The organism is Tumebacillus flagellatus (assembly GCF_000714935.1).
Classification (GTDB): domain Bacteria; phylum Bacillota; class Bacilli; order Tumebacillales; family Tumebacillaceae; genus Tumebacillus; species Tumebacillus flagellatus.
On record NZ_JMIR01000011.1, the window covers coordinates 27,437 to 51,598 of the forward strand.

General features: G+C 56.4%; 31 protein-coding genes. 20 read left to right on the forward strand and 11 right to left on the reverse strand.

What is annotated here, in order from left to right; genetic code table 11:
• Window positions 1-8 precede the first annotated feature (8 nt).
• Genes EL26_RS09175 through nagA form a run of 4 tightly spaced genes read left to right on the forward strand, consistent with a single transcriptional unit; the run spans window position 9 to window position 4,066 of the window.
• Entirely contained in the window at window positions 9-968 is a 960-nt protein-coding gene (locus tag EL26_RS09175; protein ID WP_238546085.1) for a carbohydrate ABC transporter permease, read from the forward strand.
• Window positions 969-981: 13 nt separating this feature from the next.
• The gene (locus EL26_RS09180) at window positions 982-1,857 is read left to right on the forward strand and encodes a carbohydrate ABC transporter permease (RefSeq protein ID WP_038087212.1); all 876 of its coding nucleotides are present in this window, start codon (window positions 982-984) and stop codon (window positions 1,855-1,857) included.
• The gene (locus tag EL26_RS09185; RefSeq protein WP_081857087.1) at window positions 1,854-2,924 is read left to right on the forward strand and encodes a serine hydrolase domain-containing protein; all 1,071 of its coding nucleotides are present in this window, start codon (window positions 1,854-1,856) and stop codon (window positions 2,922-2,924) included. Before EL26_RS09180 ends, EL26_RS09185 begins: the two co-directional genes overlap by 4 nt.
• Window positions 2,924-4,066 (forward strand): N-acetylglucosamine-6-phosphate deacetylase, encoded by a 1,143-nt coding sequence (gene nagA / locus EL26_RS09190; RefSeq protein ID WP_038087215.1) that lies wholly within the window; start codon window positions 2,924-2,926, stop codon window positions 4,064-4,066. The genes EL26_RS09185 and nagA overlap by 1 nt, the downstream gene beginning before the upstream one ends.
• A 110-nt stretch (window positions 4,067-4,176) precedes the next feature.
• Here nagA and lexA read toward each other — a convergent pair whose 3' ends face one another.
• The gene (gene lexA / locus EL26_RS09195) at window positions 4,177-4,803 is read right to left on the reverse strand and encodes a transcriptional repressor LexA (RefSeq protein ID WP_038087217.1); all 627 of its coding nucleotides are present in this window, start codon (window positions 4,801-4,803) and stop codon (window positions 4,177-4,179) included.
• A 302-nt stretch (window positions 4,804-5,105) separates the two neighbouring features.
• Here lexA and EL26_RS24520 point away from each other — a divergent pair, with 302 nt between their 5' ends.
• Together EL26_RS24520 and EL26_RS09200 are read left to right on the forward strand one after the other, a co-directional pair.
• Complete coding sequence (locus tag EL26_RS24520; protein WP_161780692.1) at window positions 5,106-5,321, forward strand: hypothetical protein; 216 nt, start codon at window positions 5,106-5,108, stop codon at window positions 5,319-5,321.
• Between the two features lie 35 nt (window positions 5,322-5,356).
• On the forward strand, window positions 5,357-6,610 hold the full coding sequence (locus EL26_RS09200) for a LysM peptidoglycan-binding domain-containing protein (protein WP_038087220.1): 1,254 nt from the start codon (window positions 5,357-5,359) through the stop codon (window positions 6,608-6,610).
• Window positions 6,611-6,737: 127 nt separating this feature from the next.
• Here EL26_RS09200 and EL26_RS09205 read toward each other — a convergent pair whose 3' ends face one another.
• From EL26_RS09205 to EL26_RS09225, 5 genes are all read right to left on the reverse strand, one after another.
• Window positions 6,738-7,622, reverse strand: coding sequence for a tyrosine-type recombinase/integrase (locus EL26_RS09205; RefSeq protein WP_038087223.1), 885 nt, complete (start codon window positions 7,620-7,622; stop codon window positions 6,738-6,740).
• A 493-nt stretch (window positions 7,623-8,115) separates the two neighbouring features.
• Window positions 8,116-9,486 (reverse strand): UDP-N-acetylmuramate--L-alanine ligase, encoded by a 1,371-nt coding sequence (murC, locus tag EL26_RS09210; RefSeq protein WP_038087227.1) that lies wholly within the window; start codon window positions 9,484-9,486, stop codon window positions 8,116-8,118.
• Window positions 9,487-9,548: 62 nt separating this feature from the next.
• Window positions 9,549-9,806, reverse strand: coding sequence for a hypothetical protein (locus EL26_RS09215; RefSeq protein ID WP_038087230.1), 258 nt, complete (start codon window positions 9,804-9,806; stop codon window positions 9,549-9,551).
• Between the two features lie 68 nt (window positions 9,807-9,874).
• Window positions 9,875-10,378 carry a DUF456 domain-containing protein gene (locus EL26_RS09220; RefSeq protein ID WP_038087233.1) on the reverse strand — a complete coding sequence of 168 codons (504 nt, stop codon included), beginning with the start codon at window positions 10,376-10,378 and terminating at the stop codon, window positions 9,875-9,877.
• Between the two features lie 184 nt (window positions 10,379-10,562).
• Window positions 10,563-11,915, reverse strand: a complete 1,353-nt coding sequence (locus tag EL26_RS09225) for an Nramp family divalent metal transporter (protein ID WP_052036178.1) — start codon at window positions 11,913-11,915, stop codon at window positions 10,563-10,565.
• 307 nt (window positions 11,916-12,222) lie between these two features.
• On the opposite strand from EL26_RS09225, the gene EL26_RS09230 reads away from it, so the two are divergent.
• The 4 genes from EL26_RS09230 to EL26_RS09245 all read left to right on the forward strand — a co-directional run bounded on the left by EL26_RS09230 (window position 12,223) and on the right by EL26_RS09245 (window position 16,053).
• Complete coding sequence (locus EL26_RS09230; RefSeq protein WP_052036179.1) at window positions 12,223-12,756, forward strand: hypothetical protein; 534 nt, start codon at window positions 12,223-12,225, stop codon at window positions 12,754-12,756.
• A gap of 38 nt (window positions 12,757-12,794) precedes the next feature.
• Complete coding sequence (locus tag EL26_RS09235; RefSeq protein ID WP_038087235.1) at window positions 12,795-13,571, forward strand: SDR family NAD(P)-dependent oxidoreductase; 777 nt, start codon at window positions 12,795-12,797, stop codon at window positions 13,569-13,571.
• Between the two features lie 158 nt (window positions 13,572-13,729).
• Window positions 13,730-14,737, forward strand: a complete 1,008-nt coding sequence (locus EL26_RS09240) for a sugar phosphate nucleotidyltransferase (RefSeq protein WP_038087238.1) — start codon at window positions 13,730-13,732, stop codon at window positions 14,735-14,737.
• Window positions 14,734-16,053 carry a UDP-glucose dehydrogenase family protein gene (locus EL26_RS09245; RefSeq protein WP_038087241.1) on the forward strand — a complete coding sequence of 440 codons (1,320 nt, stop codon included), beginning with the start codon at window positions 14,734-14,736 and terminating at the stop codon, window positions 16,051-16,053. The genes EL26_RS09240 and EL26_RS09245 overlap by 4 nt, the downstream gene beginning before the upstream one ends.
• 63 nt (window positions 16,054-16,116) lie before the next feature.
• On the opposite strand, the gene EL26_RS09250 is transcribed toward EL26_RS09245, so the two are convergent.
• The 5 genes from EL26_RS09250 to EL26_RS09270 form a co-directional block, all read right to left on the reverse strand.
• A complete protein-coding gene (locus tag EL26_RS09250) occupies window positions 16,117-17,067 on the reverse strand; it encodes an NAD-dependent epimerase/dehydratase family protein (protein WP_038087243.1) in 951 nt (316 codons plus the stop codon).
• Entirely contained in the window at window positions 17,064-18,191 is a 1,128-nt protein-coding gene (locus EL26_RS09255; RefSeq protein ID WP_038087246.1) for a glycosyltransferase family 4 protein, read from the reverse strand. Before EL26_RS09255 ends, EL26_RS09250 begins: the two co-directional genes overlap by 4 nt.
• 1 nt (window position 18,192) lies before the next feature.
• Entirely contained in the window at window positions 18,193-19,899 is a 1,707-nt protein-coding gene (locus tag EL26_RS24525) for a CotS family spore coat protein (protein ID WP_081857091.1), read from the reverse strand.
• 166 nt (window positions 19,900-20,065) lie between these two features.
• Entirely contained in the window at window positions 20,066-20,833 is a 768-nt protein-coding gene (locus EL26_RS23630) for a YjgB family protein (protein WP_152559221.1), read from the reverse strand.
• Between the two features lie 5 nt (window positions 20,834-20,838).
• Complete coding sequence (locus EL26_RS09270; RefSeq protein WP_052036181.1) at window positions 20,839-21,333, reverse strand: RNA polymerase sigma factor; 495 nt, start codon at window positions 21,331-21,333, stop codon at window positions 20,839-20,841.
• Window positions 21,334-21,603: 270 nt separating this feature from the next.
• Here EL26_RS09270 and EL26_RS25915 point away from each other — a divergent pair, with 270 nt between their 5' ends.
• The 10 genes from EL26_RS25915 to EL26_RS25940 all read left to right on the forward strand — a co-directional run bounded on the left by EL26_RS25915 (window position 21,604) and on the right by EL26_RS25940 (window position 24,128).
• Window positions 21,604-21,714, forward strand: coding sequence for an FDLD family class I lanthipeptide (locus EL26_RS25915; RefSeq protein ID WP_193789828.1), 111 nt, complete (start codon window positions 21,604-21,606; stop codon window positions 21,712-21,714).
• Window positions 21,715-22,107: 393 nt separating this feature from the next.
• On the forward strand, window positions 22,108-22,251 hold the full coding sequence (locus EL26_RS25435) for an FDLD family class I lanthipeptide (RefSeq protein ID WP_161780693.1): 144 nt from the start codon (window positions 22,108-22,110) through the stop codon (window positions 22,249-22,251).
• A 39-nt stretch (window positions 22,252-22,290) separates the two neighbouring features.
• Window positions 22,291-22,425, forward strand: coding sequence for an FDLD family class I lanthipeptide (locus EL26_RS25920; protein WP_193789829.1), 135 nt, complete (start codon window positions 22,291-22,293; stop codon window positions 22,423-22,425).
• Window positions 22,426-22,465: 40 nt separating this feature from the next.
• The gene (locus EL26_RS25440; RefSeq protein ID WP_161780694.1) at window positions 22,466-22,609 is read left to right on the forward strand and encodes an FDLD family class I lanthipeptide; all 144 of its coding nucleotides are present in this window, start codon (window positions 22,466-22,468) and stop codon (window positions 22,607-22,609) included.
• 219 nt (window positions 22,610-22,828) lie between these two features.
• On the forward strand, window positions 22,829-22,975 hold the full coding sequence (locus EL26_RS25445) for an FDLD family class I lanthipeptide (RefSeq protein WP_161780695.1): 147 nt from the start codon (window positions 22,829-22,831) through the stop codon (window positions 22,973-22,975).
• A 45-nt stretch (window positions 22,976-23,020) separates the two neighbouring features.
• Window positions 23,021-23,146: an FDLD family class I lanthipeptide gene (locus EL26_RS26680; protein ID WP_420802060.1), complete on the forward strand. Its 126-nt coding sequence runs from the start codon at window positions 23,021-23,023 to the stop codon at window positions 23,144-23,146.
• Window positions 23,147-23,195: 49 nt separating this feature from the next.
• Entirely contained in the window at window positions 23,196-23,342 is a 147-nt protein-coding gene (locus EL26_RS25450; protein WP_161780696.1) for an FDLD family class I lanthipeptide, read from the forward strand.
• Window positions 23,343-23,522: 180 nt separating this feature from the next.
• On the forward strand, window positions 23,523-23,657 hold the full coding sequence (locus EL26_RS25930; protein WP_193789831.1) for an FDLD family class I lanthipeptide: 135 nt from the start codon (window positions 23,523-23,525) through the stop codon (window positions 23,655-23,657).
• Window positions 23,658-23,709: 52 nt separating this feature from the next.
• Window positions 23,710-23,811, forward strand: a complete 102-nt coding sequence (locus tag EL26_RS25935; RefSeq protein WP_193789832.1) for an FDLD family class I lanthipeptide — start codon at window positions 23,710-23,712, stop codon at window positions 23,809-23,811.
• 182 nt (window positions 23,812-23,993) lie between these two features.
• The gene (locus tag EL26_RS25940; protein ID WP_193789833.1) at window positions 23,994-24,128 is read left to right on the forward strand and encodes an FDLD family class I lanthipeptide; all 135 of its coding nucleotides are present in this window, start codon (window positions 23,994-23,996) and stop codon (window positions 24,126-24,128) included.
• Window positions 24,129-24,162: the final 34 nt, after the last annotated feature.

Sequence of the window (24,162 nt, forward strand, 5' to 3'; positions counted from 1 at the left end):
GTACAGCTGTGAGTTCTTCGCAAGCAACACAACTCCCTGAGCAATCCCAGCTCGACGCCAAAGCGCTTCCTCCGGCCCTGCGCCGGAGGCCGTCGCTATTGCGCGAGATGTGGAAACAACGAGCCGCGTATCTGTTCCTGTTGCCGAAGTTGATTCTGTTCACTGCCTTTGTTCTCATCCCGGTCATCTGGGCGTTTGTGCTTGCGTTCCAAGAGTATGGCGTGTTTGGCAGCGAGTGGGTCGGTTTCAAAAACTTCACCTCCGTCGCCGACAGCGAAGCGTTCCGCACGGCGCTGTGGAACACGTTGAAGTACACGGTGGTCACCGTGCCGTTGCAAGTGATCCTTGCCTTGGTGCTTGCGACGTTGATTCATCCGCTGGGCCGCCGGGCACAGAGCTTTTTCCGAGGCGCGTTCTACTTGCCGACCGTCACGTCGATGGTCATCATCGCGATGGTGTGGCGCTGGGTGTACAACTATCGCTACGGCTTGTTCAACTACATGCTCGGATTCCTCGGTATTCCGGCTCAAGACTGGCTGAACCAGTCGAACACGGCGCTTTGGGCGCTGATCATCATGAGCGTGCTGATCCCGCCGGGTGTTGGCATCATCATGTACTTGGCGGCGATGGACGCCATCCCGGATCAGTTGTACGAAGCGGCGAAGATCGACGGCGCCAGCGGCCTGCAGCGCTGGCGCAAAATCACCGTGCCATTGCTCAAACCGACGACGCTCTACCTGACCATGCTTTCGCTGATCGGCTCCTTCCAAGTGTTCACGCAGATCTTGCTCATGACGGGCGGCGGCCCCGGCCACGCCACGGAGACGCTGGTCACCTTGATCTACAAAACCGCGTTCCGCGATTTGGAGTTCGGGCTGGCTTCGGCGCAGGCGATCGTGCTGTTCGTGATCACGCTGATCTTCGGCATCGCCCAATACTGGCTGATGTACCGCAAAGCGGAAGAGTAGGAGGGGGAGCGACATGCAAAGCAAACATTCACCGACCAAATGGCTGACCTACTTCGTGCTCCTCGTCTGGGCGATCATCTCTTTGCTGCCGCTGTATTGGGTGTTCTCCACCGCGTTGCAGCTGCCCGACTATGTGGAATCCGACCCGCCGAAGATGATTCCGATGGGGATCGTGGAGTACTTCACGCATCCGGAAAACCGCAGCCAGATCGTGCACGACACGTTCTCCGGGTTCCAGCAGTTGTTCAACAGCACCAACATCTGGCGCTGGTTCTTCAACTCCGCGTACATCTCCATCGTGGTGACGGCGGGCATTCTCGTGCTCGACACGATGGCGGGTTATGCGCTGGCGAAGAAGCAGTTCCCCGGCCGCAAACTGTTCTTCTGGCTGATCATCGCGACGATGATGATTCCGGGGCAGATCACCTTGGTTCCGCTGTTCATCATGGTGCAAAACCTCGGGCTGATGAACACGCACTGGGCGCTGATCCTGCCTGACCTCAGCATGGTGTTCGGCGTGTTCCTCATGCGTCAATACATGCTCTCGCTGCCAAACGACCTGTTGGAATCGGCGAAAATCGACGGGGCTTCGGAATGGAAGACCTTCTGGAAAATCGTCGTGCCGCTTTCCAAACCGGCGCTCGCGACGCTTGGCATCTTCACCTTCATGAACGTCTGGAACTCGTTCCTCTGGCCGATCATCGTACTCAACGATGCGGACCTGTACACGCTGCCGGTCGGATTGAAGACGTTGCAAGACCAGAACTTGGCGATCTTCAAGCTGCTGATGAGCGGCGCGGCTGTGGCGGCCGTTCCGATGATCGTCGTGTTCATGTCGTTCCAACGCTACTTCATCAAGGGCTTGACATTGGGCGGCGTCAAAGAATGAGGACGCAGGTTCGTGAGTTGGTGGAGCAAGGCCTTGCAGACGGTCTGTTTGCCGGAGCAGCGGTGCGCGTCATCCGCTGGCAGGGCGGCGGCAGAGTCGAAACTTTGGCGGAAGCGACTTCCGGAAACGCCGAGATCACGCCGCAGCCGAGAGGTCTGACGGACGATGCGGTTTTTGATGTCGCGTCGTTGACCAAAGTGATGGCGACGCTTCCGGCTGTGCTGCGTTCCGTGCAAGCCGGGCGGTTGAAACTGGATCGCCAGGTATTGCCGGACAAGGGAATCACCGTCCAACATTTGCTCACTCACACCTCGGGGCTTCCAGCATGGAAGCCCTTCTATTTATGGGGGCAGGGGAGGGACTACTATCAAAAACGGATCGAGACGGAGCCCTTGGTGTACAAGCCGGGCACGAAAGCGATCTACTCCGACCTCGGGATGATCTTGCTCGGGTTCGTGCTGGAGGACATCTGGCAGATACCGCTGGAGGAGATTGCGCGGGAACAAGTGTTCGCGCCTCTGGGAATGACCCAAACCCACTACCTTTGTTCGGAAAAAAACGCCGTGGCAACCGAAGTTGGCAACCACATCGAGCGGAAGATGTGCCAAGACGTTGCGTCTGAAGACATCATCGAGCAGTTCCCATGGCGAACGGACACGATCTGCGGTGCTGTGAACGACGGCAACTGTCATTACGGCTTGAGCGGAGTCAGCGGACACGCCGGGCTGTTCTCCACGGCGGGAGACGTCCTGCGTTATCTGCAGATGTGGCTGGAGGGCGGACGAGACTTCCTCGCTTCGGAACTCGTGCGGCTGGCGACGAGAAATCACACGCCGGGGCTTGGCTTGTCGCGCGGTCTTGGGTGGGAGATGGGAGTCTGGGCGGGCGAGACGTTCCGATCCGATGTGTTCGGGCATACGGGATTCACGGGGACGGCGGTCTGGGTGCAACCGGCATCCGGCACAGCGGTCGTTTCGTTGACCAATCGCTTGCATCCGGTTCCTTCCGATCTCGCAACGTGGCGGAGGAAACTGCATGGAGTGGTTTTTGCAGAGGAGGCTAATTAATGAAGAAACGCATCTGGCAAGGACGGGCGCTGATCGAGGGGAAGTTTCGCGAAGATCAGGTGCTGGTCTGTGAAGACGGTCAATTCACGTATGTGGGACCTCGTCGGGCGGGAGACCAGCCGGACACCGTGTTTGAAACCGGCTGCCTCGTTCCGGGGTATCTCGATCTCCACGTGCACGGGTTGCACGGGGCGGACGTGATGGACGGCACGATGGAGGCGCTGGAAACCATCTCGCGGGGACTGGCGACTTACGGTGTCACCGGGTTTCTGGCGACGACGTTGACGGGAGATCTCGAACACCTCGTCGGCGTCCTACGGACGTGCGCTGAATTTGCCGGCCGCCAGCCGGTCGGTGCGCAATTGCTCGGCGTCCACTTAGAAGGGCCGTGGATCAACTTGCGCTACAAAGGCGCACAGAACGAAGCACATGTGATCCGCCCTCTGTTGCACGACGCCAAACGATTGGTGGAAGCAGGGCAAGGCTTGCTCAAACTGGTCACGCTGGCACCCGAGCATCCGGAAGCGGCAGAAGTGATCGCTTATCTGAGTCAGCAAGGCGTGCGGGTGTCGGTCGGACACTCCGATGCGACGTTTGACGAAGTGACAGGCGCGATGGCGCACGGACTCGATCATGTCACGCATTGTTGCAACGCCATGCGCGGCCTGCACCACCGAGAGCCCGGCGTCGTGGGCGCTGCTCTCTATCATGACGAGTTGACGGCGGAGTTGATCGCAGACGGGGTGCATGTACATCCGGCAGTGATGAACATCCTCTACAAAGTCAAAGGGCAGGAGCGCCTCGTGCTGGTCAGCGACGGCATGCGCGCTGTCGGAATGGCGGACGGAGAGTACGACCTCGGCGGTCAAAACGTGCACATGGTCGGCGGCGAGGCTCGATTGGCAGACGGAACGCTGGCGGGCAGTACGCTCACGCTCGACCGTGCGGTGCGCAACATGGTGGAGTTGGGGCATGCTCCGTTGGCGGAAGCTGTGACGATGGCGTCGGCAACGCCGGCAAGCGTACTGGGACTTCAAGGGCGGAAAGGGCAGTTGGCCGTCGGGCAGGACGCAGATTTCCTCTGGCTGGATGAAGACATGCAAGTCGGCAAGGTGTACATCGGAGGAGAATCTCTGTCATAAAAAAGGGAAGAGTGCGAGGTGTCAGAGGAGTTTGAAAACACCTCGGGAAAGAACGGCCCGGTCGGGAAACGACGGGCCGTTTTTCACGTATGGAGGAGGTGCCCGGGAGATTAGTCGATGTGACGGAAAATCCCGATGACTTTACCCAAGATGGTGACGTTGTTGTAGCGCATCGGTTCGAGCGTGGGGTTCTCCGGCTGGAGGCGGATGTGATCGGCTTCCTTATAGAAGCGCTTGACGGTCGCTTCGTCGTCCTCGGTCATCGCAACGACGATTTCGCCGTTGTGCGCCGTGGCTTGTTGGCGGACGATGACGAGGTCGCCGTCGAAGATCCCGGCGTCGATCATCGAATCTCCGGAGACGTTGAGCAAAAACACCGACGAATCGCCGACAAACGAAGTCGGCAACGGGAAGTAGTCCTCGACGTTCTCAATCGCCGTGATCGGCTGACCGGCCGTGACTTTCCCGATGATCGGCGCCATGACGGTGGAGTACTCAAAACGGCCGCTCTCCGTATCGGCTTCCAGATCAAGCACTTCGATCGCGCGCGGTTTGGTGGGGTCGCGGCGAATCAAGCCCTTCTGCTCCAAGCGGGCGAGATGCCCGTGGACGGTGGAACTCGAAGCGAGCCCGACCGCCTCGCCGATCTCCCGTACGGACGGCGGGTATCCCTTCGCGCGCACTTCGTTCTTAATGAAATCCATAATTTCCTGTTGACGCTTAGAAAGCTTCAGCATTGGCAAGAACAACTCCTCATACCCAGTCGTGATGTATATCAATGGGAAAATATGTTCGAAGTTAGTTTATAGCAGAAATTATACCACACCCTGGTACTAGATACAAACATGAGTTCTTGTTTTTCTTGACAAGATTCTTCAAGTTTCACTATGATGGTTTCAGAACATACGTTCCTGTCCTTGGACGGCTTTCACATCCGTCTCTGCCTGCATAGGATAGTGTCGACAGAACACCGAGAACGGGGGTACGGATGGATGGAGGGAACACGGGTCACTATGTCGTCATCAGGGCGGGAGAGACATTGGATGATCTTTCAGTCCGCTATGGGAGCACGTTGGAGGAGTTGCGCAGCTTGAACCCCGGCGTGCAGAGCGTCGAGGCGGGCGACGTGGTCAAAGTTTTGACGCGTCCGCCGGATTCCTGCGAACCCAAAGCGGGTCAGCAGTTTGTGCTCGGCTTCTACGCAGGGCCGATGGGCGCCAAGTTGTCACCTGTTCAGAAGGAAGCGAGTTCCTAAAGTCAGAGAGTTCGTGGAACGGAGATCAGGAGGAGGTGGGGGTCATTTCCACGACGCAGTTGCACTATGTAATCGTACGGGAGGGTGACACGCTGGCATCCATCGCCAAACGCTATCAGACGACGGCGACGACCATCGCCCGGTTGAACCAATTGGCTTTGGACACGGTGCTGACCCCCGGCCGAATCTTGCAAGTGCCGAAAGTCAAACCACCGGCGGCACCGCCGGTGAAATCGCTGCCGGCGCAACGGCCGCGCATCCCGCGCTATACGTTTGCCGCGTACACGTCTTCGGAGGGCGTTTATCCCGGCAGTGAGCGGGCGTTGGCCAAGACGGGTGCAGACGGTTTGAGCGGAATCTTCCCGCTTTGGTTTCAGGTGGCGCCGGAAGAACCGTGGCGGTTGCAATCCTATGCGGGAGAGGCGCAGATCGAGTCGGTCTTGCAGAGCGCACGGGAGCGAGGCGTGCAAGTGATCGCAAGCCTCACCAGCCTGTATTACCCCGCCGACGTGCAAACGCGGCAGGTGTTGCACCAAGCGATGACCGTCTACAGAAGATACTTGCTGGAGGCGATTGAATACACGTATGCGCGATACGGGTTGGACGGCATCTGGTTGGATTGGATGGAGGTGGACGAAACAGACCGGGAGTCGTTTGCAGAATGGGTGGAGGAGTTGGCGAAGCTGAGCCAACTGCGGGGTTGGACGTTCGTCGTCAACATCCCGATGATCCCGACCGTGCTGGGAATCCCTGCGACCCCTTCCTATGATTTGGCGCGCATCGGGCGGGCGGCCGATTTGGTGGCGTTGATGCTGAACACCGAGCACCGTTTTCATACGGGACCTGGCGCGCTCTGTTCGCTTTCCTGGGCGGAGACGGGCGTGCGCTACGCGTTGACAGCAGGCGTCCCAGCAGGAAAAGTCCTGCTCGGCATCGCCGGATACGCCTACGATTGGAAGGACGGCAGCACGATTCCGGAATACCTCTCCTTCGAAGGCGCGATGAACCGCGCCCGGCAATACCGTGTCAACGTGAAATTTGATCCCGTTTCTCAAACGCCGATGTTTGTATACGAAGACAGCACTGGAACAGAGCATCAGGTGTGGTTTGAGAACACGTCCTCCCTCTCGCAGAAGGTGACGATCCTCAACCGCTACGGGTTGGCGGGCTTGTCGCTGTGGCGGCTCGGCATGGAAGACGCCGGACTCTGGCCGCTTTTGCGTTATCGATGGGGCGAAATCAAAAAGCTCAGCGTGTGTAGTTTCCATAACAATTATTATGACAAGTAAAAAGCCATGTCGCGAAATCCGGCATGGCTTGATTTTGAAACAATTTCAGGACAAGTCTCTGTAAAGACTCTGCATCCGAGGACATTTGAAGAGATTAGGGGACATAACATTATTATAGACAACTGCGTTAGATGGAAACCTGATTGATGTAGCCGCCGGCGCTTTCGCTCAGTTCGCGGATGTCATGCAGGTAGCGTTCCGTCGTTCGCAAACTTTCATGACCCATCTGGCGTTGCACTTGGAGCAACGGCGCGTCCGCTTCCAGAGCGAACGTCGCGCACGTGTGGCGCAGCACGTGCGGCGAGATCATCCGGGACAGACCGGCCGAGCGGGAGAGGCGATACATCATGTCGCGAACTCCATTTTGACGATAACGGGTGAATCGTCGGGTGATCACCAGCGGCGTGCGGTCACCAGGATCGAGATTCGGGTTCTTGCCGCAAATTCGGCGGAAGTTTTGCAAGATCTCCCACACGTCGGGACGAATCAGAACCGGGCGGTCCTTATCGCCCTTGCCGCGCACCATCCACCCGATATTTCCCCGCATGTCTTCATAGAGATCGCACCAGTTCGCTTGGCAAAGTTCTTCCACCCGCACGCCGGTGGTCATCAGCAGGACGACGATCAAGTAGGCCCGTTCATTTCCCTTCGAAGCGTTGAGCAGTTTTTGCGCTTCGTTGACCATGAGCGATCGCTTATGCGTGGCACGGTTGGGCACGCGGGGAGCGGCGATCAAGATTGCCGGATTCCGCTGAATATAACCCAGTCGGTGGGCAAACAGGAAGAGCGACTTCATAAGAATAATCATACGCTGCTGAGTGGCCGGCGCGTAGTGTTCAAGCGATTGGAAATAAGATACGAGCTGTACATAGGTAACGTTGGCGAGGGGAGTCCCGTCGATAAAAGTCAAAAACGCTTGTAAGTCGCGGTGATACGCTTTACGAGTCATCTTCGACCACGCTTTCGGGCGCGGGCGGTTCAGAAAGAGGGTAATCAGGTGTTCGTCGTTCATGATCCCCATCTCATTGGCAAGAGAAGGAACACTTGTTCCCATAGGTATCGGAAGCTGATTGTTCGAATCCATCGTCATAACTGCCACGTCCTTTTCAAGAAACTATATATCTATTATTATAGCGATAACTGGTTATTATCGCCATAGTAGTGCGTAAAAAGATCATTCCCTTCCAAAAGTAACTAGGGAAGCCGCTTCCTTCCCTTCTGCCTTCCATATTATGTGAATTACTGTGGACACCACCAAAAAAACGGCCTCCTATACGCCTTTCTAAGGCCTTTATAAGAAACTCCCAATACCATAACACCCCTGACAACGAAATCCGCTCTACGCGCCTGCTGGAAGCCCTCATGCAAAAACGCATATCTCCTGACAAAATTCACACCCGTTTCGCCATATTAGCGCGAATTTCTCCGATTATTCTTATTTCTACGGAAATAATACAAGGGAAATCACTACGAGAAAAAAGCCGCCCCTTGGAGGGCGACCTGTGTTATTCCGATTTCGATTCCAATAAGAAGGTCAGAGAATCTTCGCCAATCCCTCGCACGTTTCCGGCGCCCATCGTCAGCACGATGCCTTGGTTGGAGGTCGCATAGTGCTTCAGGAAGCGCGTGCCTTCTTCCAAGTTCTCAACATAAGTGACCGACTTTCCGCGCTGGCGGATCGCTTCGGCGAGTTTTTCAGTCAGTGCGTCGCCGGGGTCTTGCTCGCGGGCCGACGAGAAGAGTTTCACCAGCAACACTTCATCAGACAGCGTCAGAGAGTCCACGAACTCCGCGAGGAACTTCTGTGTCCGCGAGTAGGTATGCGGCTGGAACACGGTGATCAACGGATCGTTCGGGAAGGATTCTTTCACCGCGCGCAACGTCGTACTGATCTCACTTGGATGGTGGGCGTAATCGTCGTACACCTCCATACCCCCGAGACGCCCCAGGTAATCAAATCGGCGGTACACGCCTTGGAATTGCCCGAGCGATACCTGCACATCTTGAAAATTGAGCCCCAAACAACGGGAGACCGAAATCGTCGCCAGCGCGTTCAAGACGTTGTGACGGCCGAGCGAACGGAACTGCACCGTCCCAAGCGGCGTGCTCCCCTCCCATACATCAAACCGCAGTACGCCGCGCGATTCGTTGATGTTCGTCGCGTAGATGTCGTTGCTCGAATCCAGACCGAAGTACACCACTTTGACGTCCGTATCGAGCTTGCGGCAGCGCGGATCGTCGCCGCAAGCCACCAACACGCCGTCTGCCGGCAGTTTGTCGACGAGCTGCTGAAAGCAGAGAAACACGTCCTCGATGTCTTGGAAATAATCAGGGTGGTCGAAGTCGATGTTGTTGACGACAAGCATCTGCGGCTGGTAGTTCAAAAAGTGTCGCTTGTACTCGCAAGCTTCGGCGACCAGCAGGCCTTCCCCGTACCGCGCGTTGCTGCCGATGTTGTAGTTTTTGCTGCCGATCACGACCATCGGATCCAACCCGACCGACGTGAGCAACGCCCCGAGCATCGACGTCGTCGTCGTTTTGCCGTGCGTGCCGGTGATCAGCAGGCTCGCGCGCTCTTGCGTCAATTTTCCGAGCATTTGCGGGTAGGTGTAGACGGGGATGCCGCGTTCCTTGGCCCGTTGGATCTCGACGTGCTGATCGTTGTAAGCCGGGGAGTGGCAGACGAGGTCCACGTCCTCGACGTTGTCCGGAGAGGGTGTAGAGATATATGTGATGCCCGCTTGCGAGAGCAATGCGTCGGTGAAGAACACTTCCTGACTATCCGAACCGGATACCTCGTACCCCATCCGAGCGTACAACTGCGCCAACGCGCTCGTTCCAGCCCCTTTGATTCCGACAAAATGAATTTTCTTCATGGCTCGCACCCTTTCAGATGGGATTGGTGTTAACAGTGTACGCAAAACGCCCAGTCGTGGTGTCAGTCCTCATCCGGTGCGGCCAGATGCTCGGGGGCGGGGTGGAAAACTTGCTCGATAAAAGATTGCCGTTCCTGCTCGGAACGCAGCAGTTTTTTCAGGTAGGAGGTGTCGGCCAACTGCACGCGCATGTGACCGTTGCGTTGCAAGGCGTTTTTGAACTGGTCGTTATGCATCAACGAATCCCACCACGGCGTACGATGGAGTTCCTCGGATAAGTTTCGATGGTCCAGGGCATCGCGATAGAAGTCCATATTCATAGAAAAACCCTCCTTTTCTTGGTACTATACCCAATACTCAGGAGGGGCAACCGTTGCCACCGTATTTTTTAAAAAATCGCAAGGTAGAACCAAATGATTTGCACGCCGACCAGCAAAATCTTGAAAACCGTGCCTGCCAAGAAGCTGAGCAGCGATCCCCAGCCGACTTTCATCACTTCGTTCGACTTGCGGCGCATCAGCATCTCACCGACCATCGCCCCGATCACGGCGCCCAGCAGCGGCCCGAAGATCACCGCCAACGGCCCCAGCGGGGAGATCACCAGCGGAAGCACGAACATCCCGACAGAACCGCCGATCATGCCGGCTTTGCTGCCGCCCATCTTCTTAATCCCGAAGATCTGCGCGACGTTGTCGGAGAGGAAGTTCACCACCATCAACACGATTTGGCCGATCCAGAACCAAATCGAGAAGTGATCCCAGCCCGCCATCAGCCCGTAGATCAAGAACGCCGGTATCGTAAACAGCGTCCCCGGCAAGATCGGCACCACCGTGAAAAACATCGCAGCCAACAAAAATGCCGTCGCAATGAGAGTCGCGCCTATCGCCAACATGTTAAAAACCACCACGAACACCCCTTTCCACTGTCTATACGAATCTCCCACGGTCTCGTTTCAGGAAATTTCCACACTGTTTTCGCTTCTACGCTTGGGAAGTCCTGCCTGCCAGTCATCGAAACCGCTTCCCTCACATAAGAAAAAGCGAGCGCTCTCGCACAGCGCTCGCTTTTCACTCCCGTTATCCGAACAGAGTTCCGTACAACAAATACAGATTGAGACCAGCGATGACGACGGCCACCGTCCAGGCGAGAATCTTCAACCAAAGCGGGTTGACGAACTCGCCCATTTTTTTCCGATCGCTTGTGAACCTCACGAGCGGAACGACCGCGAAGGAAAGTTGCAGCGAGAGGATGACTTGACTCAAGATCAAGAGATCGCCGGTTCCTTTCTCGCCGTAGAGCGCCGTGACGATGACGGCGGGCACGATGGCGACGGTTCTCGTGAGCAAGCGGCGCAACCACGCTTTCATCCGGATGTTCAAAAAACCCTCCATCACGATCTGCCCGGCGAGCGTGCCGGTCAACGTGGAGTTCTGTCCGGCCGCCAACAGTGCCACTCCGAACAGAATGCTCGCCATCGTCGTGCCGAGCAGCGGCGAGAGCATGTGGTACGCGTCTTGAATCTCCGCGATGTCCGTGTTGCCGCTGGTGTGGAACGTCGCAGCTGCCAAGATCAGAATCGCCGCGTTGATGAACAGGGCGAACAACAGCGCAATCGTGGAGTCCCACGTCGTAAACTTGATCGCTTCTTTCTTGCCAAGAGTCGTCTCTTCAAAGCGGCGGGTCTGCACGATCGACGAATGTAAGTAGAGGTTGTGCGGCATCACCGTCGCGCCGAGAATGCCGATGGCGATGTAGAGCATCTGCGGGTTGCTGACCAGCTCGGCGGTGGGAAGGAAACCCTTCGCCACACCGCCTATGTCGGGTTTGGAGAGAAACAGCTCCACGCCAAAACAGATGCCGACGGTGGCGATCAGCGCGATCACCATCGCTTCAATGTAGCGGAACCCTTTGTTTTGCAACAGCAGGACAAGCAGTACGTCAACCGATGTCAACACGATGCCCCAGAGCAACGGCAAGCCGAACAGCAAGTTCAAAGCGATCGCCGAGCCGATCAATTCCGCCAAGTCGCAAGCGGCAATCGCCAGTTCGCAGAGCAGCCAGAGCGAGATCGCGACCGGCTTGCTGTAGGCATCGCGGCACGCTTGCGCCAAATCGCGGCCCGTGACGATGCCGAGCTTCCCGGACAACGCCTGCAGCAAGATCGCCATGAGGTTTGAGATCATCACGACGGACAGCAGGGAATAACCAAATTGAGAACCGCCTGCCAGGTCGGTCGCCCAGTTGCCGGGGTCCATATATCCGACCGCGACCAAGTAGCCGGGTCCAAGAAACGCGAGAAATTTACGAAACCACGACCCTTTGGTCGGGACGGGCATCGAACGGTGCACTTCCGGCAACGAGTTGCCGGCTCTCTCGGTTCTCCATCCGGATTTCGTCGAGAGAGGGAGGGGAGTTCCTCTGTCTTTCATTCGGCAAACACCTCGTATTCCTGTCATAAGATAGCCTGAGCTAATTTTTTTGCCCAAGGGAAACTTTGTGGCCAAAAAGAAAACCGTCGGCTCGCTATCAAAGGTATGCCGCCCAGTTGGTTTTGGTGAAGAAAATTGCAGCACGCTCATAATCTTAGCTTCACACAAGTTTTTTGCCCGAAGGAAACTTTCTGAAAACAGTATATCTTTCCTTGGCTAAAATCGTCAAGTGATGTGGCACACTAAGAGGAAAGACATGCCAAGAAACAGAAGTAGTCAAGTGTTTTAGAGGAGAGGAGATGAGCAGATGGCGAAAGAAAAACGCATGGTCGAGTATGGGTACGATCCAAACCTGACCGCCGATCCGGCGAAGGGGACGATCATCGTGCCGGACGCGTTTGGCGACTGGGACGACGACCGAATGCAGAAGCTCGTGGAGTTTGCGGAAGTTCGCAGTTTCGCTCAGATCGTGCTGTTCCCGCACCATGAGAAGACGTTGAAGAGCATGGGCTGGCCGGAGGTGCCTGCCTTTCATAAGCGTGTGAAGGAACTTCAAAGCCTGGTCGACGATCTGCCGCCAACCGCCGTCAAGATCACCCTCGACGTCTGGGAGGAGAAGCGCAAGAAATACACGCCGCTGGAGTTGATCGTGCGCTATCTGGAGGAGAAATACCGTCCGCCGTTTTTTCTGTACGTGTCGGACGCGTACGCGAACGCGATGGCGGGCTTTGCGTCGTTTGACGAGCTGATTCGAAACCTCCGCTTGGTGATCGAAACCCGCTACGGCGTCGGACAGCACCCCAAGCTCGCCAAAGTCGAACACCGCTGGGAACAAATCTAAGAGCAACCCATCTAAGAAAAAACGAGGTGACCCGCAACATGGCAAATTCCCCGAACCCCGTACTCAAAACCGCCCTCGTCACCGGTGCCGGAAACGGCATCGGCCGCGGCGTGGCGCACGCGTATGCAGCGGCGGGCTACCGCGTGGTCGTCGTCGATCTCGACGGCACACGCGCTGAGAACACCCTCGCAGAGATCCGGCAAGCGCATCCGGAAATCGGCGCCGCTTCGCTTGCGGTGCAAGTGGACGTGCGGCGTCCGGAGGAGATCACCGCGCTTTTTTCCAACGTGCGGGAGACGTGCGGACGGCTGGACGTGTTGATCAACAACGCCGGGATCTCGCGCTGGAAATCGCCTTATGAGTTGACGGTCGACGAGTGGGACGACGTGCTGCACACGAACTTGCGCAGCGCGTTTCTCTGTGCCCGCGAAGCTGCCAAATTGATGAAAGAACAGGAGGGGGGCGGCAAGATCGTCAACATGGCGTCGACGCGCGCGCTGCAATCGGAGCCGAACACCGAAGCGTACGCCGCGTCCAAGGGCGGGTTGCTGGCCCTCACGCACGCGCTCGCCGTCTCGCTCGGGCCGGATTCCATCCACGTCAATTGCATCTCGCCGGGCTGGATTCAGACGGCCGACTACGACCAATTGCGCCTGGAAGACCACACGCAGCACCCGTCCGGCCGCGTGGGAACGCCGGATGACATCGCGCGGGCCTGCCTGTTTCTCACCGATGAGCGCAACGATTTCATCACCGGCGTCAACTTGGTCGTCGACGGCGGCATGACGCGCAAGATGATCTATCTGGAAGACTGATCCGACACTACATAACATATATTATGGAACCTGAGACCCTCGCGCGGGTCTCTTTTTTACATTTTGTGTTCGTTCCCCTTGGATTCGCCCTGCCGGAAACAGCGGCATCTGATTACTATATAGGAAACCATACTGTTTCTTTGGAGAGTGGGAGAAAGATGAAAGGTGTGATTCTCTGCGCGGGTTCCGGCTCGCGTATGCGGCCTTTTTCGCTCGCGCTTCCCAAACCGTTGTTGCCGGTGCTCAACCGACCCTTGTTGGAGCATGCGATGTCCGCTTTGCAGGCGATTGGCATCGAGGAGATCGCCGTCGTGATCAACCCTCTGCAACAAGCTGAGTTTGAGCACGTGAACGCGAAAATTCTCTATCAAAAAAAGCCCCTCGGCATCGCCAACGCCGTTGCGCAAACCGCTTCGTTTATCGGCACCGACTCGTTTGTTCTGCTGCTGGGCGACAATTTGCTCCTCGAACCGTTGAGTTCGCTGGTTCAAGCAGCAGAGGGGAAGTCCGGCGCCGTGCTGTTACAGGAAGTCGAGACGCCGCAAGATTACGGCATCGCAAGACTTGAGAACGGACGACTCGTCAAACTGACGGAAAAACCTCGCGAACCGGAAAGCAATCTCGCCGTCGTCGGCGCGTACTTGTTCACTCCGGCGATTTTTCAAGCGGTACAGGCCATCTCGCCGTCTGCTCGCGGCGAATTCGAGATCACCGACGCGATCCAATGGCTGTTGGAACAAGGGCATGAAATCGGATGCGGCATCGCCGCCAAACCCTGCTTCGACGTCGGTACGGTAGAGCGCTGGCTGTCAGCAACCCGCTATCTCCTGCAAGAACATGCGGGACAAGTACACATCGGAACTCACGTCATGCTCGACCGTTGCCGCTTGATTCCGCCCGTGCTGATCGCCGACCACTGCGTCCTCCAAGACGCCGTGATCGGCCCGAACGTCTCGATTCAAAGCGGCGCAAACCTCAGATCCTGCACGATTCGCGACAGCATCTTGCTGGAGAACGTCACGTTGCAAGACGCGCATCTCGCCGAGAGCATCGTCGGGCGCCACTCCGAAATCAGCGGGCCGCAGGGTAAAAACGCCACAGCCCGCGGCTTTTTGGGCGACTACAGCAAACTGGTATTGAAGCAGGAAGGGAGCGAGCAGTCATGATGATCACCGTTGTCGGCACCGGGTATGTCGGCACCACCACGACGGTCGCACTCGCGATGTTGGGTCACACCGTCTGCGGGGTGGACGTTGATCCGGTCAAAGTGCGAGCGTTGCAAAGCGGCTCCCTCCCGATTTTTGAAGAGGGGCTGGAAGACGCGCTGCGCCGGGAAACGGCGGCCGGGCGTCTCCGTTTTACCTGCGACCTGGGGCAAGCGCTCCCCGGTTGCGACGTGATCATGCTGGCGGTCGGCACACCTCCCGACGAGGACGGATCTGCCAACCTGAGAGCTCTGGAGGAGGTGTCAAGACAGCTGGGACGACTGTTGCAGCCGAAAGCGCACGGCCGGCCGCCGGTGATCGCAATCAAAAGCACCGTGCCCGTCGGAACCGGCGAACGCGTGCGGGGCTGGCTTTTGCAAGAAATGATCTTGCGCGGCCTCCACATCCCGTTTGAAATGGCTTCGAATCCGGAGTTTTTGCGCGAAGGCCGTGCCTTGCACGACGCGATGCATCCGGACCGTGTCGTGGTCGGCGCGGACACTCCGGGAGCGGCGAACGTGATGAAGCAGATGTACCTCCCGCTGCAAGCTCCCCTGTTGCTGACGAGTATTCGGGACGCAGAGATGATCAAGTACGCGAGCAATGCGTTTCTTGCGACCAAGATTTCATTTATGAACGAGTTGGCGCGCTTGTGCGAGCGCGTGGGAGCGAACATTCAGCAAGTGGCGCAGGGGATGGGGTTTGACGCGCGAATCAACCCGCACTTCCTGCAGGCGGGCATCGGGTACGGCGGTTCGTGTTTTCCCAAGGACGTGCAGGCGTTGCAAGCGTTGGCGGCCCAATCCGGGCTAACGCTTCAAATCCTGCAAGCCGTGGAAGCGGTCAACGCTTCGCAACCCGGTTGGTTCCTGCAAAAAGTGAAGCATGTCCTCGGCTCGCTGAACGGTCAACACATCACCGTGCTCGGCCTAACGTTCAAGCCGGGCACGGACGACATCCGCGAATCGCCCGCCATCCCGATCCTCAAGCATCTGGAAGAGCAAGGCGCGCAGATCACCGCGTTTGATCCCCAAGGAATGGCGGCGATGAAGCAGCGCTTCCCGAACGTGACCTACGCTTCTACGCTCCAGGAATCGTTGCGCGACGCCGACGCGGTGCTGCTGCTGACAGAATGGAAGGAAGTCGTCGAGCACGATTGGGGCGCTTCTTGGTCGGAGTTGCGCCAGCCGATCGTGTTTGACGGACGCAATGTACTGGACAGCGCCCAGATGCGGGCGTGGGGCTATCAATACTACGGAGTCGCTCGACCTTCCTGATCAGAAAAAACATCAGGCTATGAAAAACCTCAGGCTCATCGGAGCGCCTGAGGTTTTTGGCTGTTAGAGATTGTAGAGCTTCTTCACGTCGTCAATCTGCAAGCGCAACCCTTTTTCCACATCGAATTGCGGGTTGTACGAGAGCAGATTCCGCGCTTTGCCGATATCGGCATAGGTGTGTTTGGGGTCGCCGGGTACTTCCGGCAACCAAACCACGTTGGCGTGCTTGCCGGTCGCCTTCTCGATCATCCGCACGACTTCCAAAACGCTCAGATGCGAAACGCCGCCGATGTTGAACACTTCTCCGTGATGGGGGGACTGCATCGCCGCCATGTTGGCGTCCACGCAATCGCTGATAAACGTAAAGTCCCGCGTCTGACCGCCGTCTCCGTAAATCAAGAGCGGTTGTCCCTCCAGGATGCGCTTGATGAAGAGATGAAACGCCATGTCCGGTCGCTGCCGAGGTCCGAACACCGTGAAGTAGCGCATCGACGCGATCGGGATGTGGTGGTGATGGCCGTAGAGCAAACACAGTTGTTCTCCGGAAAGTTTGGTCACGCCGTAGGGAGAGAGCGGCTTGAGCAGACGCTCTTCGTCGGCGGGGCCGGTCATGCCGCCGTAGACGGAAGACGAGGAAGCGTAGACGACTTTTTGGACTTGCGTGTCGAGCAGGGCTTCCAGCAGGTTTTGTGTCGCCAAGATGTTGTGGTCGACATACTCTTGAAAGTGCGTGCCCCAAGACGTGCGCACGCCGGGTAGCGCGGCGAGGTGAAACACGTAGTCTACCCCGCGCAGCAGCGGCGCCCAGTTGACGTGCAGGATGTTTTTTTCGTGAAACGTGAAGCGGGGGTGGTGCCGCAGATGCTGGAGGTTGCGCTCCTTGATCCAGCGGCTGTAGTTGCTCGTGAAGCAGTCGATCCCGATCACCTCACATCCCTCGCCGAGCAGCCGTTCCGAGAGCGTGGAACCGATGAACCCTGCACAGCCGGTCACCAATACGCGCTGCGTATTCATCCCGACCAAACCTCCAAAATCTCGCGGATGACCCGTTCCCAACCATAGTTTCGCTCGGCGAGGACGCGGCCGTGCTTGCCGAAGTCACGGCGTTTGGTCGCGTTGTGCAACAGGTCGGAGATCGCCGCGGCAAACGATGCCGGGTCTTCCGGGTTGTCGATGACGATGCCGTTTTGCCCGTCGATCACTTCCGGGTTGCCGCCCCGGCGCGTGGTGACGATCGGCAGTTCGGCCGCCATCGCTTCGTAATGCACGCGGGCGAGCGGCTCTTGCCATTGCGAGGGGCAGACGAACACGTCGCCGGCCCAGAACCATTTGTGCACTTCCGCCGCGTCGACGAATCCGGTGGTGACGACCGGAATCGGGGACCGGGCGGCGAGTGCGCGCACATACGCGACATAGTCGGAGATGTTGTCGTCGCTGTACCAGCGGCTGCCGACCATGACGAGCGCGGCGTCCGGGTGTTTGTCTGCCAGTTGAGGGAGGGAGCGCAAGAGGATGTCTGCTCCCTTTTTCGGAGAGAGGCGCCCGACGAAGAGGATGACTTTCTTTCCGTTGAGGCCGTGGAGGTCGCGCAACTCTTGGCGTACGCGTTGGGCTTCCGTCGACAGCAGGTAACGGTTCAGGTCGACGCCGGAGTAGATGGTTTTCAGCTTTGGAGCGGCTTCCGGGTAGAGATTGGAGATCGTGCGTCCGACATAGTCGCTGACGGTGACGATCCGCTCGGCGTCGGCAATCGCGAGCTTTGCTTCTTCCGCCGTGATTTTGTTCGGCAGGAACATGTCGTTGTGCATGCTGAGGATCAAGCGGGCGTTGGGAGCTGCTTGGCGGACGGCGGACACCATCAGCGGGCGGTTGAAGATGTGAATGAGATCGAACTGTTTGCCGTCGAGATAAGACACCACGCCTTGGCGGTAGAGCTCGAAGTGGCCGCCGGGCACGCGGTCGAACGTGATGCCGTCCGCCACTTCGTGGTCGGGCAGCAGCGGGTCGGTGCGCCCGAGGATCGTCAAGTCGTGATGGCGTGCCAGTTGCGGGGCAATCCCGGCGATATACGTCTGAATCGCGCCGCCGCGCACGGGCGGCACGGGGAGTTTTTCGGTGACGATGAGCAGAACCTTCATGCTATTTCTTCCCCTTTCCCTGAAGCGTCTGCATCAACAAGGAAAAACTGATCATCGTCGAAGCCAGCGAGTTTTGTTTGGAAATCGCGCGCTCGGCGACCTCCGGGGAGATGCCCATCTCGACGAGCAGTTGTTTGGTGTCTTCCTTGGAGAGGAGTTTCTCCGGAGACGCGATTCCTTGGATGAGTTGATTCGCGGTCAGGTCGGCCAGTTTCTGAGAGACAGGTTGGACAGGTTGGACAGGTTGGACAGGTGCGGCAGTCGCTTTGGTTGCCGCTTTTGAAACTGGTTTGGCGGGTGATTTGGCAACCGGCTTCGTCGCCGGTTTGAGGGGCTGTTTCGAGGTTTGTTTTTTGACTTTGGGTTGGATGGTTTGCATCTCTTGTAAGTTCTCTTGCAGAGCGACTTTTGGGGTTTCTTTTAGAGGTGCTGTATGGACTGCCTCAGCGGGAACCGGTTTGGGTTCGTATACGGTCGCGGGAGAGGAGGGGAGCGGCGCTGCTTGCGGCTCCGGCGGCAGGTACCAGTTCGCTTGGAGTTTTGCCGCGTCTTCCGCTTGCAGGGGTGTCGTCGGACGGCGCAACTCGACAAACAGCGGGTTCGGGCGGTAGTCGGCCGGCGGGTTTTGCAAGCGGATGCCAAACTCTTGCAGCGCCGCCCACTTCGAGTCTTCCGTCTGGTCGATCTTCTGCAGGAGGGCGTCGAACTGTTCGTCCATGAAGATGTGCGGCTCGAAAACCACTTCTTTTACGTTTTTGTAAAACTCGTTGGGCACCGCAAAGTCGAGCAGCATCATCTGAAACAGCTCCGGCTCAATCGGGTTCGCCGCCTGGTACGCGTCGATCATGCCCTTCATCCACGTGACATCCCAAAAGCCCATGTCGTCCATCGTGCCGGAGATCAACTTGCGCAAGTCGCGGATCGGCAAGTCGTACGCGACGCCGTCGAGGTCGATGATCCACAGCCCGCCGGGCCCTTCTTGGCCGTTCGACCAGCCGTAGTCTTGGTGCACCAAGCCCCACGTCTCTTCACCGCGCGCAATCAAGGACAGATACGGCGAGTGGTATTCCAAATTGTACAGCGCCGTCAACGCTTGCTGTTCATAGCGGTCGATCATCGCGAGCAGCCGCGCGCTGGCGGGCATGTCGTGATAGGCTTGAGCGATGTGACGGAACCAAGACATCTTGTTCCAGATCTTGTAGTACTGCTTCGGGTAGCCGTACAGCCGCGATGCGACGATCGCGCCTTGAGGCGGCACGTAGCCTTGCGTATGGCGGTGGAATTCGCCGAGACCGTAGCACAATGTCTGTGCACCGGTGAGATCCGCTTTCGACGCCGGCGTGAGCGAGATCCAGTCGGTGACGATCCAAAGCTTGCCGCCCGCCTCCGTGTACAGGAGCCCGTCCTGATTGGGAATGAGCGCGGGGACGCGCGCGCCTTTGCTGACGACATACTCTTGTGCCCCGACGCTGAACAAACTGCGCGGGGGAGTGCGATGCAGGCATTTCAGAGAACGCGGGCCTTTGTCGGTCGCGATGTACCAGATGGCGCCTCCCTTGTCCGGTTTGGTTGTGATCAGCTGAATTTCGTTGACCTGCATGTCGTATCGCTGCATGACATGGCGGGCAATCTCGTCCAGATAAGTCGGTACTTCCGGCACTGGACCCTCTACATCGCCCCAAGGCTGTATGAGAGGCATTTCCTCCATGAATGAACACTTCCTTTTTCGCGATCTTTCTTGCAATACGCGATCTTTCTTGCAATATATGAATTTTTCGGCGGGGCAGATACGGACATATCCCCCGAATGCCGACAAGAGCGCAGAAAAAAAAGAACCCTGCGCGGCAGAGTTCATTTTTTTCGACGGGTTTGAGTTAGGGAGCTCCTGTCGGAGCGTACACGGAAATGTGGTCGAGATAGGGGTTCGGCTGGGAAGCCGTGACTTTCGGGAAGACGAGTTGCAGTTCAAACTGATCGCCCGCTTTGTAGATGTAGATGTCCTGTTCCGGCGTGGTCGCGTCGCTGTAGGTGTTGATGTGATCCGGTTGTCCGAGGACCGCCGTGACCGCTTGGAGCTCGACTTTGCGAACGTTCGGCGCGTAGGTGCGGACATCAAAGATCTGGTTGTCGGCAAACCCGAAGGCAAAATTGCGTGCTTGATACGTCGCGTACTGCGCACGGCCGACGGTGTCTTGGCGATCCGGCCGGCCCCACGCGGCTCGTACCGTGCTCATCGTGTCTTGGTTTGCCGTGTACGGACAATCCGGCACACGGCCAAGGCTCGCGAGGCTCATCACGTCGCGCACGAGCTTTTGCTGGTCGGCGCCGGTCAGCGGCTGCATGTCGACGGGAGCACGGGTGTACGGTTGCATGGCGTTCGGTGCGGGCTCTGCAGGGGAGTGGAAGACAGGCAGGCGGTCGTAGGCGACGACCAAACCCGCGATGGCTGCTGCGACCGTGGCTGCGCTCCAGTAGAGGCGGACGCGCGAACGGCGGTTTCGTTGAGAAGATTCGTTCTGCATGCGGTGTTCGAGCCCCTGCCAGATTTCGCGGCGGTCTTCCGTCGTCAACTGGATGCTCTGCAAACGGGAAAGCTCTGGAATCGACAGGTTTTCTTCATGAGATTGGTTGTGGTCGGTCATGTGTTTCACCCTCTTTCCTCCATCAATTCGCGCAGACGCTTCAGCGCGCGGTGCAAGGTTGTGCGGACCTTGCCCTCCGTCCAGCCCAAGATGTCGGCCACTTCATTCACGGGCAAGTCTTCCAGATGGCGCAAGAGGATAACTTGACGGTACGAGTCTTTGAGCTGGGCGAGGCTCTCGCGCAAAACGATCATGTCCTCGGCGAAGTCGTTCGGGGTGCTGACCGACGGAGCCGGGACGTGGTCGAGGTATTTCTCGCGGGTTTTGCGGCGGCGCATGAGGTCGTACATATAATTGCGGGCGATGCTCAGCAACCAGGTTTTGTAACTGGATTCGCCACGAAAGTTCTCCCATTGCTTAAACGCCCGGAAGAACACTTCTTGCACCACGTCTTTCGCCTCTGCTTCGTCATGCAGGGTGAAGAGGGCGTAGCGATAGATATCGTTCGAAAACTCGTCGAAGAGAAGACGGATTCCCTCTTGAGACGTTGACTCTTGCATGATGGATCATCATCCTCCGGGCAGTAGGTAGGAATAAGACGCAGAGCGGCGGCTTTTTGTTACACTTTTTTGCGGCGGAATTGCAAAGCGGATTGGTTCGTCGAAGTTGCATGAATAGTAAGAATATAATGTTTTTTAGTTGATTTCGAAGACAAGATAGGTTATTGTTTATATGTGGAGTCACCGTTTGCGAACATTTAACACCCTGGTCCGATCCAGACGCAAACGCCGACTCTCTTGATTCTACCAAAACTTGAGGAGGTTGATGTTATGGAACAAATGTTCGATCTCGATGTTCAAGTTTCGCTCAGTCAGGCGGCAGGTGCCCGCGAAATGGTAGAACCCGTTTCGTGCAACCCGTGCCCCGTGTTGCCTTACTAGAGAAGTAGGAATTGAGATCTTTTTTGGCTTGACCGATTCTTCTCAAGAGGAGGTTGAAAGTCATGGAACAACTGTTTGATCTCGATGTTCAAGTTTCGCACATCCAGGATTCTGATGAATTGCTGGATTACATTTCATGCTATTGCGTTCCGGACCTACGGGTATAAGTGTGCGTGCAACGGCCATCACCAGTCTGAAGAGATTGGCGATGGTTTTTTATTTCCTTTAGCGTAATCAATATTAATTATAACAATATTGCTGTTGAATTTTACGAAGAAGCGGGTTATTATTTATCCATGAATCATAGTTTGCGCAGATTTAACACCTTGTACCCATGCACCTCGCAAACCACGACTCTTAGGAGTCTACTACAAATTGAAGAGGAGGATCCTCATGGAACAAATGTTCGATCTCGACGTTCAAGTTCAGAAAAACCAACCGACCACTTCGGTAATGCCGGACAGCAGCACTTCCTTCGGTTCCGGATCGTGCTTCTGCACCATCGCTGGTTGCGATTACCGCAACACTGCAATGTAATCCTATTCATGTAAACCATCTTTCGGGGAGGTCGATTTTATGGAACAACTGTTTGATCTCGACGTTCAAGTGAAAACCCAAGCTTCCACGTCCGTAATGCCCGACAGCAGCACTTCCTTCGGTTCCGGATCGTGCTTCTGCACCATCTCCGGCTGCGCTTGGGACGCGATGTAAGCTCATTCAAGTAAACCAACTTAAGGGGAGGTCAGTTTCAATGGAGCAATTGTTCGATCTCGACGTTCAAGTCACGCAAAACCAAGTTTCCACTTCCTTGATGCCGGCTCCCGGCGAAGGCAGCGGCGGCACGTGCTCTTGTCTCTGCACAATTTCCGGTTGCGATTGGAGAACGACATACTAAGTGCAGTGACTTGGCAGAAAACAAAAAGAGACCCCGCTACAACAGGGGTCTCTTTTTAAACCACACTAATTCATGTAAACATTTATGTTGAATTCCGAATTTTCGCATGATACAATCTACTTGTGAATGATAGTTGAGAAGTTCCTAACAATCGTCACTCACAATACTTCAAAGGTCCCACACCCTGAACAAGTACTTGTGAAAGGAGGTTGATTTTCAATGGAACAACTGTTTGATCTCGACGTTCAAGTCACTCGGCACTCTTCCGAGCGTGCTGTTGCGGCCAACACGATGGGTTGTCTTACCACTTCAAATTTATGCTCGTTGCTTATTACCGACTGCATCACCAATCAAACCGCGATGTAACCCGTCCTACAAATCTCTTGAAAGGAAGTGAATGAAATGGAACAAATGTTCGACCTCGACGTTCAAGTCAATCGCCAATCCTCCGAGCGTGCGGTGCTTGATCAATACTCGTCGGATTGTCTTGCCACTACGGGTCTTTGCTCGATTCTGATTTACGACTGCCTTCGATAAACCGAGATGTAACCCGTCAGCACAAGTCTCTTGAATGGGGGTGAACAAGATGGAACAACTGTTTGATCTCGACGTTCAAGTAAATCAAACAAGCTCCCGCCAGCCGACTCTCGGTTATGTCACCCAAACGTGTTTTTGCTCGTTGATCATCAACGACTGCATTGGCAAAAGCGACACCCAGACCGCTGTTTGCTAGTAAGTACTATTGAGAGGAGTTGAACAAGATGGAACAACTGTTTGATCTCGACGTTCAAGTCAAACCGGCTTGCAACCAAACCGAAAAGCTTCTCATGGACACCGGATCCTGTTTCTGCTCGTACATGTGCCCCTAAGCTTGACCAACCCGTACAAGCTTCGTAAAAGGAGGTAGAAAACAATGGAACGCTTTTTTGATCTCGACATTCAAGTTAAAGTCGTAGGCGAAGTCAACTACATGTCTGATTCGGATACGACGGATGCGACCATTTTCACCACCTCTTGTTTTTGCTCAATCGCCTCTTGCAAACCCTAAGCGGACAAGCCGACTGGTGGAGTACCGATCCCAGGGAAGGAGGTTGAACACGGTGGAACAATTGTTTGATCTCGATGTTCAAATCAAGGAAAATGCTTCTGTTGGCGTCGTAGAGATCACGTCGGAGCAATGCACAATCAATCGCACCCTGTAGCAGACGAGCTACCCCATACAGGAGGTTGAACACGGTGGAGCAACTATTTGATCTCGATGTTCAAATCAAGGAATGTTCCGTTATCGACAACGTGGAGTGCCCGGATACCATCATCTCCTGCGGTGAATGCGGCACGATCCATTGCGGATAACCGGCTGATCCAGAGAAGGAGCGGGAAACCAATGGAACAACTGTTCGATCTCGATGTTCAAGTCAAGGAATACCCCTGTCTCGCAAGCGACCCCATCATTCCAACAATCGCCACCTGCGGCAACTGCGGCACCATTAATTGCGAAGTTATTCCCGTGCCGAATTAATCGATAGAACGTGCCATCACCTGTTCTGTCCCGA

Excerpts from the sequence above, each read along its gene's own strand:
- EL26_RS09250 (WP_038087243.1), bottom strand. The coding sequence starts at position 17,067 with ATGAATACGCAGCGCGTATTGGTGACCGGCTGTGCAGGGTTCATCGGT.
- EL26_RS09240 (WP_038087238.1), top strand. The coding sequence starts at position 13,730 with ATGAAAGGTGTGATTCTCTGCGCGGGTTCCGGCTCGCGTATGCGGCCT.
- EL26_RS25930 (WP_193789831.1), top strand. The coding sequence starts at position 23,523 with ATGGAACGCTTTTTTGATCTCGACATTCAAGTTAAAGTCGTAGGCGAA.
- EL26_RS25445 (WP_161780695.1), top strand. The coding sequence starts at position 22,829 with ATGGAACAACTGTTTGATCTCGACGTTCAAGTCACTCGGCACTCTTCC.
- EL26_RS09270 (WP_052036181.1), bottom strand. The coding sequence starts at position 21,333 with ATGCAAGAGTCAACGTCTCAAGAGGGAATCCGTCTTCTCTTCGACGAG.
- EL26_RS25915 (WP_193789828.1), top strand. The coding sequence starts at position 21,604 with ATGGAACAAATGTTCGATCTCGATGTTCAAGTTTCGCTCAGTCAGGCG.
- EL26_RS09215 (WP_038087230.1), bottom strand. The coding sequence starts at position 9,806 with ATGAATATGGACTTCTATCGCGATGCCCTGGACCATCGAAACTTATCC.
- EL26_RS09255 (WP_038087246.1), bottom strand. The coding sequence starts at position 18,191 with ATGAAGGTTCTGCTCATCGTCACCGAAAAACTCCCCGTGCCGCCCGTG.
- EL26_RS25940 (WP_193789833.1), top strand. The coding sequence starts at position 23,994 with ATGGAACAACTGTTCGATCTCGATGTTCAAGTCAAGGAATACCCCTGT.
- EL26_RS26680 (WP_420802060.1), top strand. The coding sequence starts at position 23,021 with ATGTTCGACCTCGACGTTCAAGTCAATCGCCAATCCTCCGAGCGTGCG.
- EL26_RS09235 (WP_038087235.1), top strand. The coding sequence starts at position 12,795 with ATGGCAAATTCCCCGAACCCCGTACTCAAAACCGCCCTCGTCACCGGT.
- nagA (WP_038087215.1), top strand. The coding sequence starts at position 2,924 with ATGAAGAAACGCATCTGGCAAGGACGGGCGCTGATCGAGGGGAAGTTT.
- EL26_RS09185 (WP_081857087.1), top strand. The coding sequence starts at position 1,854 with ATGAGGACGCAGGTTCGTGAGTTGGTGGAGCAAGGCCTTGCAGACGGT.
- EL26_RS09225 (WP_052036178.1), bottom strand. The coding sequence starts at position 11,915 with ATGAAAGACAGAGGAACTCCCCTCCCTCTCTCGACGAAATCCGGATGG.
- EL26_RS25435 (WP_161780693.1), top strand. The coding sequence starts at position 22,108 with ATGGAACAAATGTTCGATCTCGACGTTCAAGTTCAGAAAAACCAACCG.
- EL26_RS24525 (WP_081857091.1), bottom strand. The coding sequence starts at position 19,899 with ATGGAGGAAATGCCTCTCATACAGCCTTGGGGCGATGTAGAGGGTCCA.
- murC (WP_038087227.1), bottom strand. The coding sequence starts at position 9,486 with ATGAAGAAAATTCATTTTGTCGGAATCAAAGGGGCTGGAACGAGCGCG.
- EL26_RS09205 (WP_038087223.1), bottom strand. The coding sequence starts at position 7,622 with ATGAACGACGAACACCTGATTACCCTCTTTCTGAACCGCCCGCGCCCG.
- lexA (WP_038087217.1), bottom strand. The coding sequence starts at position 4,803 with ATGCTGAAGCTTTCTAAGCGTCAACAGGAAATTATGGATTTCATTAAG.
- EL26_RS09220 (WP_038087233.1), bottom strand. The coding sequence starts at position 10,378 with ATGTTGGCGATAGGCGCGACTCTCATTGCGACGGCATTTTTGTTGGCT.
- EL26_RS09180 (WP_038087212.1), top strand. The coding sequence starts at position 982 with ATGCAAAGCAAACATTCACCGACCAAATGGCTGACCTACTTCGTGCTC.
- EL26_RS25450 (WP_161780696.1), top strand. The coding sequence starts at position 23,196 with ATGGAACAACTGTTTGATCTCGACGTTCAAGTAAATCAAACAAGCTCC.
- EL26_RS09245 (WP_038087241.1), top strand. The coding sequence starts at position 14,734 with ATGATGATCACCGTTGTCGGCACCGGGTATGTCGGCACCACCACGACG.
- EL26_RS09230 (WP_052036179.1), top strand. The coding sequence starts at position 12,223 with ATGGCGAAAGAAAAACGCATGGTCGAGTATGGGTACGATCCAAACCTG.
- EL26_RS25920 (WP_193789829.1), top strand. The coding sequence starts at position 22,291 with ATGGAACAACTGTTTGATCTCGACGTTCAAGTGAAAACCCAAGCTTCC.
- EL26_RS23630 (WP_152559221.1), bottom strand. The coding sequence starts at position 20,833 with ATGACCGACCACAACCAATCTCATGAAGAAAACCTGTCGATTCCAGAG.
- EL26_RS25440 (WP_161780694.1), top strand. The coding sequence starts at position 22,466 with ATGGAGCAATTGTTCGATCTCGACGTTCAAGTCACGCAAAACCAAGTT.